We start from the raw sequence: 14339 nt of genomic DNA, 5'->3' as shown, positions 1-14339 counted from the left end.
CCCCGCGTCACGCGGGACGAAAGGAATCATCGAACATGCAGTACCGCACCAAGATCGCAACCACCATCGCAGCGGGGGCGGCGGCGACGCTCGCCATCTCCGGCTGCTCCGCCGGCGCCGCTGATGAGACGCTCGAGAACGGCGACAAGCAGGCGGTGACCATCGCCGTGTTCAGCGGCTGGGACGAGGGCATCGCGGCCTCCGAGCTGTGGAAAGCCGTGCTCGAGGAGCAGGGCTACGACGTCACCCTCGAGGAGGCGGAGCCCGCCCCGGTGTTCTCCGGCCTCAGCACCGGTGACTACGACCTGACGCTCGACGTCTGGCTGCCGACGACCCACGCGAGCTACATCGAGAAGTTCGGTGACGACGTCGTCGACCTCGGCGCCTGGAACACCGACGCCAAGCTCACGATCGCCGTCAACGAGGACGCCCCTGTCGACTCGCTCGAGGACCTCGCGGCCAACGCGGACCTCTTCGACAGCCGCCTCGTCGGCATCGACCCCGGTGCCGGACTCACGGAGGCGACCCAGGACAAGGTCATCCCCGAGTACGGCCTCGACGACTGGGAGTTCCTGACTTCGGGCACCCCGGCGATGCTGTCGGAGCTGAAGGCCGCGACCGACGCCGGTGAGAACATCGCCGTCACGCTGTGGCGTCCGCACTGGGCCTACGACGCGTTCCCGATCAAGGACCTCGAGGACCCGAAGGGCGCGCTCGGGGACGCCGAAGGCATCCACAGCTTCGGCAAGGCCGACCTCGCGGACGAGTACCCGACGCTCGCCGGGTGGCTGAAGGACTTCGACTTCGACTCGGAGCGACTGTTCTCGCTCGAGAACGCGATGTTCAACGAGGGTGACTCGAAGGACTACGCGCCGGTCGTCAAGCAGTGGATCAGCGACAACCAGGAGTACGTGGACTCGCTCACCAAGTAGCGGATCGATGAGACGACGGGCACCGGAGCGATCCGGTGCCCGTCGTCTCGTGCGTCGGAGCCTCAGCCGCGGAGTCGGGCGAGACCCTCGACTGCCCGCTCCAGGACCTCGACGCGTTTGCAGAACGCGAACCGGACCAGTGACGCGTAGTCCGGGTCGTGCCGGTCGAGGCAGAACGCCGACAGCGGCACCGCCACGACGCCGGCGAGCGCGGGCAGCGCCCGGCAGAACGCCGCAACATCGTCGAAGCCCAACGGTGCCGCATCGGCCACGATGAAGTAGGTGCCGTCCGGCCGGAAGGTGTCGAAACCGGCGGCTGAGAGGCCCGCGCTCAGGAGGTCCCGCTTGCCGCGCAGGCCGTCGGCGATGGCCGTGAACGAGGCGTCGGGCAGTCGGAGTCCGGTCGCCATCGCCGGCTGGAACGGTGCGCCGTTGACGTAACTGAGGTACTGCTTGACCGTCGAGACGGCCGAGACGAGTTCGCGGGGTCCGGTCAACCAGCCGATCTTCCACCCGGTCGTGCTGAAGGTCTTGCCACCGGATGAGATCGTGAGTGTGCGTCCGGCGGCACCCGGCAAGGTCGCGATCGGAACGTGCCGGACGTCGAAGGTCAGGTGCTCGTAGACCTCGTCGGTCACGATGATCGCATCGTGGCGCTCCGCCAACTCGGCGACCAGGTCGAGCGTCGCGTGGTCGAGGACGGTGCCGGTCGGGTTGTGCGGTGTGTTGACCAGAATGACCCTGGTCCGGTCGGTGACGGCGGCGCGGAGCTCGTCCGGGTCCGCCTGGAAGTCGGGTGCGCGCAGCTTGACCGTCCGATGCCGCCCACCGGCGAGGGCGATGAGTCCGCCGTACGCGTCGTAGAACGGCTCGAAGGTCACGACCTCGTCGCCGCGCTCGACGAGGGCGAGCAGGGTCGCGGCGAGCGCCTCGGTCGCTCCGGCGGTGACGAGCACCTCTCCCTGCGGGTCTGGCTGGAGACCGTAGAACCGTCGCTGGTGCTCGCTGATCGCGGTGCGGAGGTCGAGGGTGCCCGGGCCGGGTGGGTACTGGTTCTCACCGCGCTCGATGGCCGCAATCGCCTCGGCGAGGACTGCCTCGGGTCCGTCCTCGTCGGGGAACCCCTGGCCGAGGTTGACGGCTCCGGTCTGCAGCGCGAGCGCGCTCATCTCCGCGAAGATCGTCGACGAGACGTGTCCGTCCTCGTCGACGAGGCCGGCGCCTTCGGCGGTGCGCCGCCAGGGTCCGTCAACCACCATGTCGATATCCTTCCGTGGCCGCGGGCGCGGGCCGCTCCCAATCTAGGACACCGTGCGCAGGTCCTTACGGCGAAGCCCTAGCCGGCGCACAGCGGGCGCGAATGAAACACTCAGCTCAGCACGGGAAGCTGACTGCGCTTGGAAGGAGCAGAATCGCCATGACCGACACCGCAGACGGACAGCAGCCCGCCGAACACCCCCAGTCCACCCCGAACGGTGAGACCGCGCCGCAGTCCGCACCCGCTGAGCAGGCGGGCGGCACCGTGCCTCCCGCGGGCGAGGCACGGCCGTCGACCTCAGGAGCGTACTTCCCGCCCCCGACCGCGATGCCACCGGTCGCACCGCCCGCCGGTCAGCCGACGCAGCAGCCGTACGGCGCGGCCCAGCAGGGCTCGCCGTACCAGCAGGCGCCGCAGCACCCGTCCGCAGCCTTCTCCCGTCAGCAGCAGCCGAACCCGTACGCGGCCTACCAGCAGCCCACCGGTCAGCAGCCCACGGCCCAGCCGCAGCCTGGTCAGCAGCACGGTCCCTACGGTGCGTCCCCGTACGCCCAGCAGCCGACCGGGCAGCACCCTGGCGTCCCGACGCCACCGGCAGCGCGGACGAAGAAGACCAACCGCCCGCTCGCGGGCATGGTCGCGATGCTCGCCGTCGGCGCCCTCATCGGAGGAGCGTCCGGCGCCGGGGCGACGCTCTGGGTCACGAACGCGACGAAGTCGAGTGTCTCGAGCAACGAGGCTGGCTCGAAGGCGTTCACCATCAACGACGACGCCGACGTCAGCCTGACCACGGCCATCGCCGCGACGGCCGGGCCGAGCGTCGTGACCCTCTCGGTCCAGGGCGGGCAGAGCGCCGGCACCGGCTCGGGGATCATCCTCAGCAAGGACGGTTACGTCCTGACGAACACGCACGTGGTCACACTGGACGGCCAGGTCGCCGACCCGACCATCCGGGTCACCGATGCGAACGGCAAGCTGTACAACGCCAAGATCGTCGGCACGGACCCGATCTACGACCTGGCGGTCATCAAGCTCGAAGACGCCTCGGGTCTCAGTCCGATGGAGTTCGCGAACTCCGACAAGCTCAACGTCGGCGAGACGGCCGTCGCGATCGGTGCGCCGCTCGGACTGGCGGGAACCGTCACCGACGGCATCGTCAGCGCCCTCAACCGGAGCATCACCGTCGCCTCCTCCGCCGTTCCGGACTCCGGATCGAGCGACGACGGCGGGTCCGGCGACTCGAACGGCGACAACCAGAGCCCCTGGAACTTCGACGTGCCGGGGCAGACCACCCCGACCGCGCCGACCTCCTCGATCTCCATCGCGGTCATCCAGACCGACGCGGCGATCAACCCCGGCAACTCGGGTGGCGCGCTCGTCGACGGCACCGGCAAGCTCATCGGGGTCAACGTCGCGATCGCGAGCGCCGGAAGCACCGACTCGTCGTCGCAGAGCGGCAGCATCGGTGTCGGCTTCGCCATCCCGGCGAACATCGCCAAGCGCGTCTCGGACGAGATCATCAAGACGGGTAAGGCGACCCACGGCCTGCTCGGCGCGACCGTGAAGGACGCCTCGAGCGACGCCAAGAGCACGGTCGCGGGCGCGCTCATCGACAAGGTCACCGACAACGGCGCCGCGCAGGCCGCGGGTCTGAAGTCCGGGGACATCGTCACCGAGTTCAACGGCGTCCCGGTCACCGGTGCGAACGACCTGACCGCTCAGGTGCGGGCGCTCGCGGCGGGGGCGACGGCGAAGCTCACCTTCACCCGCGGCAACGACTCGCAGACCGCCGAGGTCACGCTCGGCGAGCTCGCGCTCTGACACCCGGGGCATCACGCCCCGGAGGACGCCCGCACGGCCTCCGTGCGGGCGTCCTCCGCGTCCGGGCCACCCCGACGACCGGCTGCTAGGCTCGATCGAACGAAACACGGAGTGAACCCCCATGTCGAACGACACAGGCCAGGCCGACGCACCGTCGTCGCCCGGAGTCTCCTACGTGATGCCGGTGTTGAACGACGTCCGACACGTCAGAGCAGCTGTCGACAGCCTCCTGGCGCAGGACTACGCCGGCGACGCGGAGATCACGATCGCCGTCGGGCCGAGCATCGACGGCACGACCGAGCTCGTCCGAGAGCTCCAGGCGGCCGACCCCCGCATCCACGTGCTGGAGAACCGCGTCGGGTCGACCCCGGCCGGGCTCAACCTGGCGATCGCCGCGTCGACGCATCCGATCGTCATCCGGGTCGACGCCCACTCGGAGCTGCCCGACGACTACGCGAGACTCGCGGTCGAGACCATGCTCCGCACGGGGGCGCAGAACGTGGGCGGCATCATGGACGCCCAGGGGCGCACGAGCTTCGAGACGGCGGTGGCGCGGGCGTACGGCTCGCGTGTCGGACTCGGTGGCACACCCCACCACGTCGGCGGTCGAGAGGGGCCGGCCGACACGGTCTACCTCGGCGTCTTCGACCGCGAGATGCTCATGCGGGTGGGCATGTTCGACGAGCGCATCAAACGCGGGCAGGACTGGGAGCTCAACCGCCGGATCAAGCAGGCCGGCGGCCTCGTCTGGTTCACGCCCGCGTTGCGCGTCGTCTACCGCCCGCGTGCGAGCATGCGCGCCCTGGCGCGACAGTTCTTCTCCACCGGACTCTGGCGCGGCGAACTCAGCCGGAGTTTCCCCACCCGCGGCACGCTCCGCTACTTCGCGCCACCGGTCCTGGTGCTCGGCATCGTGCTCGGCACGCTGCTCGGGCTCGGAGGCCTGGTCCAGCTGGGGGCGGGTGCGACACCGTGGCTGCTCCTCGGGTTCGCGGCCCCCATCGCCTATGCGGCCATCGTGCTGCTCGCGAGCATCGTCGTCACCGGGCGGGACGGGATACGCACGAGCCTCTGGATGCTCGCCGTCCTGCCGTGCATCCACTTCTGCTGGGGCACCGGGTTCGTGCTCGGCTACGGCTCGCTCGCGAAGGGCATCTCCGCGCTGCGCAATCCACCGAAGGCGGTCTAGATGTCGGATCCCAGCACGGCCGGAACCGGGCCGAGGCTCACGCCCCCGCGGACGATCGCCGAACTCCGTGCCGTGGCGCAACCGCCGGAGGTCCGTGCGCGGAAGAACGCCGAGCACTGGACCGCCGACCTCTATCTGCGAGACCTGTCGCCGTACGTCACCTGGTTGCTGCTGCGCACGAGCATCAGCGCGAATGGCGTGACGGGTCTGATGATCCTGACCGGCTGGGCCACGGCCGCCGCGCTGCTCATCCCCGGATTCGGCGGTGCGGCCCTCGCACTCGTGCTCGGGCAGACCCAGATGCTCGTCGACTGCTGCGACGGTGAGGTCGCGCGTTGGCGGCGGACGTCGAGTCCGGCAGGTGCGTTCCTGGACTCCGTCGGCCACTACTCCACCGAGTCACTCATCGCGATCGCGCTCGGTGTCCGTGCCGCCGCGTGGCCGGTGGATGCGCCCGAGGACCTGGTCTGGATCACCCTCGGATTCGCGCTCGCGCTGTTCGTCGTGCTCAACAAGGCGCTGAACGACATGGTGCGGGTCGCCCGCGCCGGCTTCGGGGCGCCGAAGCTCACCTACTCGACGGAGGAGTCGGCACCTCGTGGGGGAGCGCTTGCGACGGCGCGGACGGTGGCGCGGTTCCTGCCGTTCCACCGCCTGTTCCACTCGGTCGAACTCACGATGGTGATCTTCGCCGCTTCCGTGGTCGGTCTGTTCGTCGGCGACGTCGAGGCGATGCGCTGGGTGCTCGCGATCCTCGTACCGCTTGCGCTCCTGACGCTCGTCGGTCATTTCGTCGCGATCGTCTCGTCGAAGCGGCTCCACGCGTGATGTCCGGCCCGATCCCGGTCACGCGCTCCGTCGGTGTCGTGGTCCTGACGCAGGGGACCCGCCCGGTCGAGCTCACCGCAGCCGTGGCGAGCGTGCTCGCCCAGCAAGCGGTGGAGCTCGACGTGGTCGTGGTCGGTAACGGCTGGCAGCCGACCGGGCTTCCGGACGGCGCCCGAGGCCTGGCCCTGTCCGAGAACCTCGGGATCCCCGCCGGACGCAACCGTGGTGTCGCGGCGGTGCAGGGGGAGTTCGTCTTCTTCCTCGACGACGACGCGACCATCCCGTCCACCACGTTCCTCCGCGACGCCATCGCGATGCTCGACGCGGACCGGTCCATCGGCCTCATCCAGCCCCGGCTCGCCGACGCGGACGGTGCAGCGACGCCGTCCCGCTGGGTGCCGCGAACCCGCGACAAGGACCCCAGGCATTCGAGCGCCGTGTTCTCCTGCCTCGAAGCGGCCGTCCTGCTGCCGCGGTCGGTGTTCGACGCCGTCGGTGGGTGGGCCGACCCGTTCTTCTACGCGCATGAGGGCATCGAGCTCGCCTGGCGGGTCTGGGACCAGGGGAGGCGAGCCTGGTACGAGGCCTCCCTCGAAGCGAACCACCCGGTGACCGAACCGACGAGGCATACCGCCTACTACCGGCTCAACGCGCGGAACCGGGTCTGGCTCGCACGGCGGAACCTCCCCGTACCGCTCATTCCGCTGTATGTGGGCTCCTGGACCGCGATCCAGGTGATCCGGTGGTGGCGGAAGCCGGAGGCCCTCCGCCCCTGGTTCGGCGGCTGGCGTGAGGGCTGGCGGACGGACCCCGGCGAACGTCGCCCACTGCGCTGGCGGACGGTCTGGCGGATGACGCGCGCAGGGCGACCTCCGGTCATCTGAGGGGCGGGTGCCCGTCGTGATCCCACCGTGACCTGGCGTCGTTACGCTTGACGGATGCTGGAGCTGACATGGGCCTGATCAGAGACGGTCGTCGTGCCATCACGCTCGCCAAGGACTTGCTCGCCAACCGCCGGGCCAGAGCCGTCCTCGCGGCGCAGATGCAGGCGGCTCCCGTGATCGAGCCGGGGCGCTACAAGGTGGCCGTGTACTTCGCGGACGGCGCCGTCAACATGTACCAGATCCGCCAGTGGTACCGGCCGCTCGCCGAACTGTCGAAGCAGTGGCCCGTCCTCATCCTCAGCCGCGGTGCGACGGCGGCGGCGAAGCTGTTCGAGGAGTCGCCGATCCCGACGGCCTACGTCCGGACGGTCGTCGCCCTCGAGCGCACGCTTGCCGAACAGGACATCCGCGTCGTGCTGTACGTCAACCAGAACGCCAAGAACTTCCAGATGTTCCGCTACGGCTCCCGCTGGCACGTCTTCGTCAACCACGGCGAGAGCGACAAGATGTACATGACGACGAACCAGTTCAAGGCCTACGACTACAGCCTCATCGCCGGCCAAGCGGCGAGGAACCGGCTGGAGCGGGTGCTCTGGGACTACGACTTCGACAAGCGCGCGATCATGATCGGCCGCCCCCAGGCCGACCACTATTCGGGCGAACTGCCTTACACGCCCGATGAGCGGACCGTCGTCCTGTACGCGCCCACTTGGGAGGGCGACCGCGCGGCCGCGGCGTACGGCTCGATCGCGAGCCACGGCGTTGCCCTCGTCCGAGCACTCATCGCGACCGGGCAGCACCGCGTCGTGTACCGTCCGCACCCGAGGAGCGGTGTCGTCGATCCGGCCTACGCGAGCGCGAACCGCGAGATCATGGCCGCGCTCCAGGAGGCGAACCGTGCGGACGCCTCGGCCCAGCACGTCGTCGACACGGGTGCCGACCTCGGTTGGCAGCTGGCGGCGGCGGACGCGGCCATCGTCGACATCTCCGCGATGGTCTACGACCGCCTCGCGAGCGGGAAGCCGCTCATGATCACCCGTCCCGTGAATCCGGAGGCGGAGATCGACACCGGAGGGTACCTCTCGGCGTGCGAGTGGCTCGATGCGTCGGCCGCCGCGGACATCGTCGACGGCGTCGACCGACTCCTCGGTGATCCAGAGACGGTCGCTCGACTGCAGCACTGGGTCGAGTACTACTTCGGCGACACGACGCCGGGAGTGACGACGGCGAGGTTCCACAGCGCCATCGAGCATCTGATGTCGGAATGGGAACGGTTCGCCCTCGCGCACGCCGATGGCCGGCCGAAGCTCGACGAGCATGAGGACGATGAGGACGAAGACGAGGATGACGACGAGAGAGGACGCGCCTGAGGCGCCCTGAGCCGTTGAGTCCGCGCCCAGGAGAACCGCGTAGGGTCGGGCAGGTGAATCCGTCCTCCGGGCGACTGGCCTCCCTCGACGGAGTCCGTGGTGTCGCCAGCGTCGTCGTGGTGCTCTACCACGTGTCGTTGCTCGCACGACCTTTCGCGACCGGCCGGATCTCGGAGCCCGCCTGGGACATCGCGACCGAGACACCATTGAAGCTGCTCTTCGCCGGTACCGAGGCCGTGCAGGTGTTCTTCGTCCTGAGCGGTCTCGTCGTCGCACTCCCGCTGTTGCGAGGCGGCGCGAGCTGGCCGGGGTTCTTCGCCGCCCGATTAGTGCGGCTCTACCTCCCCGTGTGGGGATCGCTGCTGTTCGCCGCCGCCCTCATCCTCCTCATCCCGAGGGACCCGGCGTCGGTGACCACCGGTGAGTGGATCGCGAACGCGAACGCGACGAGCGTCGACCCGCTGCACCTCCTGAGGGAGGCCACCCTGACGCCGGCGAGCTACACCCTGGTGAACACCCTGTGGTCGCTGCGCTGGGAGCTGATCTTCACGCTCCTCCTCCCGATCGCCGTCCTGCTCGCTCGATTGCTGCGCCGCTGGGCGTGGCCGGTCGCCGCACTGATGTCCGTGATCATGGTGCTCGGACGGGTCGCGGGACTGGACGCCGCCGTGTACCTGCCGGCGTTCTTCATCGGTACGCTGATCGCCGTCCGGCTCGACGACCTCCGAGCCTGGGCTGCGGATCGGTCCCGCCCGCTGCAATGGGCGTTGCTCACGGGCGGGTCCGCGCTCCTGCTCGTCGCGAGCTGGCTCTCGCGACCGTTCGTCGAATCCTCATCGACGCTCGGTCAGGCGCTCTGGGGCCTGTCGGGTGTGGGCGCGGCCGGCCTCATCGTCGTCGCCATCGGAAGCCCGTTCGCCCGGCGGCTCCTCGAGGCGCCGCCGGTCCTCTGGCTCGGGAAGGTGTCCTTCAGCCTGTACCTCGTGCACGCCCCGATCCTGGCCACACTCGCCTTCTCGTTCGGAGATGAGCGTTGGTGGCTGGTCGGGATCGTCGGTGTCCCACTGAGCCTGCTGGTCGCCGCCGGGTTCTTCCAGCTCGTCGAGCGTCCGTCCCACGGCCTGGCGCGCAGCGTTGGTCGGGGGGTACAGGCGGGGGTCGCTGCGGTGCGTTCCCGGATGCTCAGCCGACGCGAGGAACGAGCGCGTTCCGCTTCTTCCGGCGAGCGGCCGCGTGCAACTCCTGAGCCCACCGACGGGTGACGGCCTCGTCGTCGTACTGCTCCGCGGTCGCCCTGGCGTGCTGACGCATCGCATCCACCTCGCCCTCGGGGAGCGACAGGAGGCGTTCGATGGCGGCTGACACGACGGCCGGTTCCGCGGACGGCACGAGGAACCCGTTCCAACCGTCACGGACGATGTCGGCCGGCCCGTACGGTACGTCGACGACGATGGGGAGACACCCGGCCGCCATCGCCTCGATGAGCACGAGTGGGAAGCCCTCGGAGGTCGAGGTCATGACGAGGAACGAACCCGAGCCGAGCTGCCGCCGGGCCGAGCGGTCGTAACCGTGCAGGACGACGCGGTGGTCCGGGTCCTCGGCGGCGAGGAGCGTCTGCAACTCGTCGAGCAGTTCCCCGCCGCCGTAGACGTCGAGTGTCGGGGGAGGCCCGTCCACCGGGGTGGTGGCGAGGACGGCGCGGATCGCGTTCGCCGGCCGTTTCCGGGCCGTGAGCGAACCGAGGAACATGCCGCGGCTGCGAGGCCGAGGTGCACGCGCGACGTCCGGTGCGACGAGTTCGCGCGAGTTCGGGATGACCCCGAGCGAGGCGTGCTCGCCGAGCATGGTCGTCACGTCCGCGAGCTGGCGGTCGCTGAGGAGGGCGACGAGGTCGAAGTCGTCGAGCGCCTCGAACACCGCTCGCCGTGACTCCCGCAGCCGACCGTGTGGTCGTTCCGTGCCCTGGAGGTGCGAGGCGTGCACCACATGCGCGGTGACGACGTTGCGTTTCCGGTAGCTCAGGACGAACGGGGCGATGGTCTTGCTGTCGACGATCATCCAGGCCGGAGCGCCCGCGGTGAGCGCGTCGAACCAGGCGCGGTACAGGGACCAGATGCGCCCCCAGGACCGGACGGGACGGCCCTGGTCGTCGCAGAGGACCACGGACCGGCCGCCCTTGACACCCCGCTCGCGCGTGTCGCGGCGGTCGGACAGGAGCAGGGTGCCGTCGGTCCGGTAGACGTCCACCTGCAGGATCTGACCGGACTCGTCATGTCGCTCGCGGCTGAGGACCACGTCGCCGCGGCGTCGTTCCACGCTGCCGTCCTCCAGGGGGAGCGGGGTGAACCCGTGGCGGGCCAGGTCGAGGGACCCACCCGGCAGGGGGTTGTCGCGCAGCCAGTCCCAGAGGTTGACGACCCGGAGGCCGTCGATCAGGTCTCCTCGCGTGCGCAGCCGTGCCTCCAACTCGGGGTAGTCCGCGCGGTGGTCGAAGGTGAGGACGTCGACGGGGGTGTCGGCCAATCGGATGAACGCGCGCGAGCGCTGGAGCATCGCCTCCGTCATGCCGCCGAAGTCGTCCGACAGACCCCAGGTCACCGCGAAGTGGCGGCCTTCCGGGAAGGGCTTCTGGGGACGGCGCAGGAATGGAAGTCTCACCCTCCGACGGTACGCGATGGACCTGGAGGGATGCCGCATCCGGACCGGCCCGGTCGGCGCCGAGCCCGAGCGCGCCGAGGGTGGTCAGGGACGCTGTTCGGGCCCGTCCGGGCCGACCGTCTCGCTGCCGGCCTCGATGGCCAGGTGCTTGCGGCGACGGAACACCTGGTCGCGGACCTTCCCGAGGCCGGACCGACCGGAGACGGCCCGCATCCGTGGCTCGAGGTCGAGGGGGACGACGAACGGCGCCGGTCCGAACGCCTGGCGAGCGGCACGGACGACCTGTCGGCCGAGCATGTGATTGCCGATGCCGCCGACGGCAGCTCCGACGCCGAAGGGCAGTGCTTTGCCGATGACGCCGGCGCTGCCGCTCGCCGCGAAGTGCTTCACGAAGCGCACCCGCAACTGGTCGGCGACGGGGCCCACGATCATGGACGGCAGACCCTGGGTGATCGTCTGGCCCCAGAACGCCTGCCGGGGGATGCCCTTCCCGGCCGCCTGGGATCCGAAGTTCCGCAGGAGGTCGGTTCCGGCCTTGCCGAGCATCATGGTCATGACGAGCGCGCGGGATCGCATCGGATCGGCCAGGGCGATGCCGTGGACCTCGGTGACCGACTGGGCGAACAGGGCGGTCGCCTCGAGGAACCCCGCCGTCTCGACACCGGAGAGCGCAAGGGTCGTCGCCGTCCCGATCGCCGGGACGACGGCGGTCGCGCCGACGGCGGCTCCCGTCGTCGTCACCGTCGTGAGGTACCGACGCTCCAGGACACGGATGAGCTGGTCCGCCGTCGCGTTCGGGTACATCCGCCGGATCGACCGGATGTGTGCCACGACCACCGGTCGCTGGACCCAGAGCAGACGGTCGAGCGCCCGCACCCATCCCGGCTCAGGCAGCACGGGCTGCTGTGCTGCGGCGGTGGGGAACTGGGCGGGACCCGGAACGGGTCCCTGCTGCGGTCCGGTCATGACGGCCTCCTCGTGGGCGGGGCGGCCAGTCTACGTCGACCCACTGCAGGTCGAGTGACGCTTGCTGGCAGGCCTCAGCTGTTGTAGTCGGCGTTGTAGCGGTCGAGCACGTCGTCGATCGGCGCGTCGAGCACGAGCGCCCCCTTGTCGAGGTAGAGCCCCCTCGTGCAGAAGCGTCGGAGGTCCTTCTCGTTGTGCGAGACGAAGAACAGGGTGCGCCCGCCATCGAGGAGTTCCTCGATGCGCCGGTAGCACTTCTCGCGGAACGCGCGGTCGCCGACGGCGAGGACCTCGTCGACGAGGATGATCGGCTCCTCGAGCTGTGCGATCACCGCGAAGGCGATGCGGACCTTCATGCCGCTCGAGAGATGCTTGTACGGGGTGTCCACGAAGTCGGCGATCTCGGCGAAGGCGATGATGTCGTCGAACCGTCCGTCGATCTCGCGCCGGGACATGCCGTGGAGGCCGGCCGTCAGGTACACGTTGTCGCGGACCGTCAGGTCGTTGACGAAGCCGCCGGTGATCTCGATGAGCGGCGCGACACCCTCGTGCACGCCGATGGTGCCCTCATCGGGCAGGACGACGCCCGCGACGAGCTTGAGCAGCGTCGACTTGCCCTGACCGTTCCGTCCGACGACGCCGATGGCCTCTCCGGGGGCGACATCGAAGGAGACGTGGCGCAGGGGCCAGAACTCACCCGGCTTCGAGCGTCGGTCGCGACCGGCGAAGAGGTCCTTGAAACTCCGCCGACCGCCACGGTTGCGCCGGAACCGGATCCCTGCGTCGGCCACCGAGATCGCCGGCCGAGCGGCGGTTGCGTTGCCTGTGGGCATCAGATCTCCTTCAGCACGGAGCGCTCGCAGCGCTTGAAGACGAGGAGACCGACCGCGAGGATGACCGTGGACATGGCGGCGGACACACCCACGAGGTGCCAGTTGAGCTCCTGTGGGAAGAACGCGGAACGGTAGAGCGCGAAGATCCCGCTGAGCGGGTTGAACGCCGCGAAGGGCTCGATCCTGTCGGGCAGCGCCGTCGTGCTGTAGATGATCGGCGTCGCGTAGAACATGAACCGCAGGACGAGCTTGACGGCGCGCTCGAGATCGCGGAAGAACACGACGAGCGGAGCGACGATCAGGCAGAGCCCGATCGTCAGGACGGCTTGGATGACGATGGCGAGCGGGAACAGCACGATGTCGAGGTTGACCTGCGCGCCGCTGAAGATCGCGAACGCCGCAAGGACCGGGAGCGCAGCGAGGAACTCGATGCCCTTCGACAGCACGATCCGGTTCACCCAGATGGTCCGGGGGATCGTCGTCGAACGCACGAGTTTCGCCTCGCGCAGGAAGGCGCGGGTGCTGTCGGACACCGATCCGGTGAACCACATCCACGGCAGCAGTGCCGCGAGGAGGAACACGATGTAGGGTTCCTCGCCGACGTCGCGCCGGAACACCTGCGTGAAGACGAACCAGTAGATCCCACTCATGACGAGCGGGTCGAGGATGGACCACACGTAGCCGAGCGCGCTCGTCGAGTAGCGCACGCGCAGGTCTCGGACCGTCAGGATCCAGAGCGCGTGGCGGTACCTCGCCGATCGCGACATCCTTGGCCGCGTCTCAGCTGAAGAACTCACGTGACCAACCTTATCGAGGTGACGCAGGAACGCCGCCCGCGACGCTCAGCGTCGGGACGGCGTTCGTGTGCGATGTGGACGGGGACCTCAGACGAAGAGGTTCGCGCGCTCGAGGTCCTCGGCGAAGTCGACCTCGACCGCGTAGAGGTCGGAGATGTCGACCGGCTCGACGAGCATGCCCTCGCGCTCGATGGCGAGCTCGATGCCGCGCTCGAAGTAGTCCTGGTCGCCGACCTTGGTCAGGTAGCGGTGGAGCATCGTCTTGTCCTGCGACGAGATGTAGTTGATGCCCACGGCCTCGCCCAGCCCGCCGACGACGGTCTTCGAGAGCTCTTTGATGTAGCCCTCGGCGCTCGTCGTGTACTTGACCTCCTCGTCGGACACCTTGGAGGTGTTGACGGTCACGAACGAACGGTCCTTGGCGATCATCGCGGCAGCGCGGTCGAGGACGGCCGGGTCGAAGACGACGTCGCCGTTCATCCAGAGCACGCCACCGGCCTGAGACGCCGCGAGGGCGCGCATGAGGCTCTTCGAGGTGTTGGTCTGGTCGTACTGCTCGTTGTAGACGAAGGAGGCGTCGGGGAACGCTTCGATGATGTGCTCGAGCTTGTAGCCGACGACGATCGTCACTTTGGCGCTCGCTCCGAACGCGTGGTGGATGTTGTCGAACTGCTGCTGCATGATGGTGCGGCCGTCGCTGAGCTCGGTCAGGGGCTTGGGAAGCGAGCGGCCGAGACGGCTGCCCATCCCTGCGGCAAGGATCACTACCTGGGTGGTCACGTTGTTCTCCTCAGTGTGGGTAT

At 69.2% G+C, this 14339-nt stretch carries 13 protein-coding genes; 7 read left to right on the top strand and 6 right to left on the bottom strand.

All coding sequences use genetic code 11. The annotated features are described in order from the left end of the window. Positions 1-35: 35 nt before the first annotated feature. The gene (locus BIU99_RS09940) at positions 36-932 is read left to right on the top strand and encodes a glycine betaine ABC transporter substrate-binding protein (protein ID WP_071261000.1); all 897 of its coding nucleotides are present in this window, start codon (positions 36-38) and stop codon (positions 930-932) included. A gap of 62 nt (positions 933-994) precedes the next feature. Here BIU99_RS09940 and BIU99_RS09935 read toward each other — a convergent pair whose 3' ends face one another. After that, positions 995-2191 (bottom strand): aminotransferase class I/II-fold pyridoxal phosphate-dependent enzyme, encoded by a 1197-nt coding sequence (locus BIU99_RS09935; RefSeq protein ID WP_071260998.1) that lies wholly within the window; start codon positions 2189-2191, stop codon positions 995-997. Positions 2192-2349: 158 nt separating this feature from the next. On the opposite strand from BIU99_RS09935, the gene BIU99_RS09930 reads away from it, so the two are divergent. From BIU99_RS09930 to BIU99_RS09905, 6 genes are all read left to right on the top strand, one after another. After that, on the top strand, positions 2350-4011 hold the full coding sequence (locus BIU99_RS09930) for a trypsin-like peptidase domain-containing protein (RefSeq protein WP_071260997.1): 1662 nt from the start codon (positions 2350-2352) through the stop codon (positions 4009-4011). A gap of 121 nt (positions 4012-4132) precedes the next feature. Beyond that, positions 4133-5200 (top strand): glycosyltransferase family 2 protein, encoded by a 1068-nt coding sequence (locus BIU99_RS09925; RefSeq protein ID WP_071260995.1) that lies wholly within the window; start codon positions 4133-4135, stop codon positions 5198-5200. Next, positions 5201-6028, top strand: coding sequence for a CDP-alcohol phosphatidyltransferase family protein (locus BIU99_RS09920; protein ID WP_071260993.1), 828 nt, complete (start codon positions 5201-5203; stop codon positions 6026-6028). Next, positions 6028-6912, top strand: coding sequence for a glycosyltransferase family 2 protein (locus BIU99_RS09915; protein WP_071260991.1), 885 nt, complete (start codon positions 6028-6030; stop codon positions 6910-6912). The genes BIU99_RS09920 and BIU99_RS09915 overlap by 1 nt, the downstream gene beginning before the upstream one ends. A gap of 68 nt (positions 6913-6980) precedes the next feature. Next, positions 6981-8282 (top strand): CDP-glycerol glycerophosphotransferase family protein, encoded by a 1302-nt coding sequence (locus tag BIU99_RS09910; RefSeq protein ID WP_071260989.1) that lies wholly within the window; start codon positions 6981-6983, stop codon positions 8280-8282. Positions 8283-8335: 53 nt separating this feature from the next. Continuing rightward, positions 8336-9544, top strand: coding sequence for an acyltransferase (locus tag BIU99_RS09905; RefSeq protein ID WP_071260987.1), 1209 nt, complete (start codon positions 8336-8338; stop codon positions 9542-9544). On the opposite strand, the gene BIU99_RS09900 is transcribed toward BIU99_RS09905, so the two are convergent. From BIU99_RS09900 to BIU99_RS09880, 5 genes are all read right to left on the bottom strand, one after another. Next, positions 9465-10940: a glycosyltransferase gene (locus tag BIU99_RS09900; protein WP_139205394.1), complete on the bottom strand. Its 1476-nt coding sequence runs from the start codon at positions 10938-10940 to the stop codon at positions 9465-9467. The two genes, BIU99_RS09905 and BIU99_RS09900, sit on opposite strands and share 80 nt — an antisense overlap. Before the next feature lie 84 nt (positions 10941-11024). Next, complete coding sequence (locus tag BIU99_RS09895; RefSeq protein ID WP_071260983.1) at positions 11025-11906, bottom strand: hypothetical protein; 882 nt, start codon at positions 11904-11906, stop codon at positions 11025-11027. Between the two features lie 74 nt (positions 11907-11980). Continuing rightward, complete coding sequence (locus tag BIU99_RS09890) at positions 11981-12739, bottom strand: ABC transporter ATP-binding protein (protein WP_064296198.1); 759 nt, start codon at positions 12737-12739, stop codon at positions 11981-11983. Next, complete coding sequence (locus tag BIU99_RS09885) at positions 12739-13506, bottom strand: ABC transporter permease (protein WP_064296199.1); 768 nt, start codon at positions 13504-13506, stop codon at positions 12739-12741. The genes BIU99_RS09890 and BIU99_RS09885 overlap by 1 nt, the downstream gene beginning before the upstream one ends. 117 nt (positions 13507-13623) lie before the next feature. Next, a complete protein-coding gene (locus BIU99_RS09880; RefSeq protein ID WP_064296200.1) occupies positions 13624-14316 on the bottom strand; it encodes an NTP transferase domain-containing protein in 693 nt (230 codons plus the stop codon). Positions 14317-14339: the final 23 nt, after the last annotated feature.

The organism is Plantibacter sp. MMLR14_011 (assembly GCF_001865025.1).
Taxonomy (GTDB): Bacteria; Actinomycetota; Actinomycetes; order Actinomycetales; family Microbacteriaceae; genus Plantibacter; species Plantibacter flavus_A.
This window is presented reverse-complemented; position numbering and strand designations above follow the sequence as displayed.

Coding starts and splice junctions, on each gene's coding strand:
- BIU99_RS09940 (WP_071261000.1), top strand. CDS start 36: ATGCAGTACCGCACCAAGATCGCAACCACCATCGCAGCGGGGGCGGCG.
- BIU99_RS09935 (WP_071260998.1), bottom strand. CDS start 2,191: ATGGTGGTTGACGGACCCTGGCGGCGCACCGCCGAAGGCGCCGGCCTC.
- BIU99_RS09930 (WP_071260997.1), top strand. CDS start 2,350: ATGACCGACACCGCAGACGGACAGCAGCCCGCCGAACACCCCCAGTCC.
- BIU99_RS09925 (WP_071260995.1), top strand. CDS start 4,133: ATGTCGAACGACACAGGCCAGGCCGACGCACCGTCGTCGCCCGGAGTC.
- BIU99_RS09920 (WP_071260993.1), top strand. CDS start 5,201: ATGTCGGATCCCAGCACGGCCGGAACCGGGCCGAGGCTCACGCCCCCG.
- BIU99_RS09915 (WP_071260991.1), top strand. CDS start 6,028: ATGTCCGGCCCGATCCCGGTCACGCGCTCCGTCGGTGTCGTGGTCCTG.
- BIU99_RS09910 (WP_071260989.1), top strand. CDS start 6,981: ATGGGCCTGATCAGAGACGGTCGTCGTGCCATCACGCTCGCCAAGGAC.
- BIU99_RS09895 (WP_071260983.1), bottom strand. CDS start 11,906: ATGACCGGACCGCAGCAGGGACCCGTTCCGGGTCCCGCCCAGTTCCCC.
- BIU99_RS09890 (WP_064296198.1), bottom strand. CDS start 12,739: ATGCCCACAGGCAACGCAACCGCCGCTCGGCCGGCGATCTCGGTGGCC.
- BIU99_RS09885 (WP_064296199.1), bottom strand. CDS start 13,506: ATGTCGCGATCGGCGAGGTACCGCCACGCGCTCTGGATCCTGACGGTC.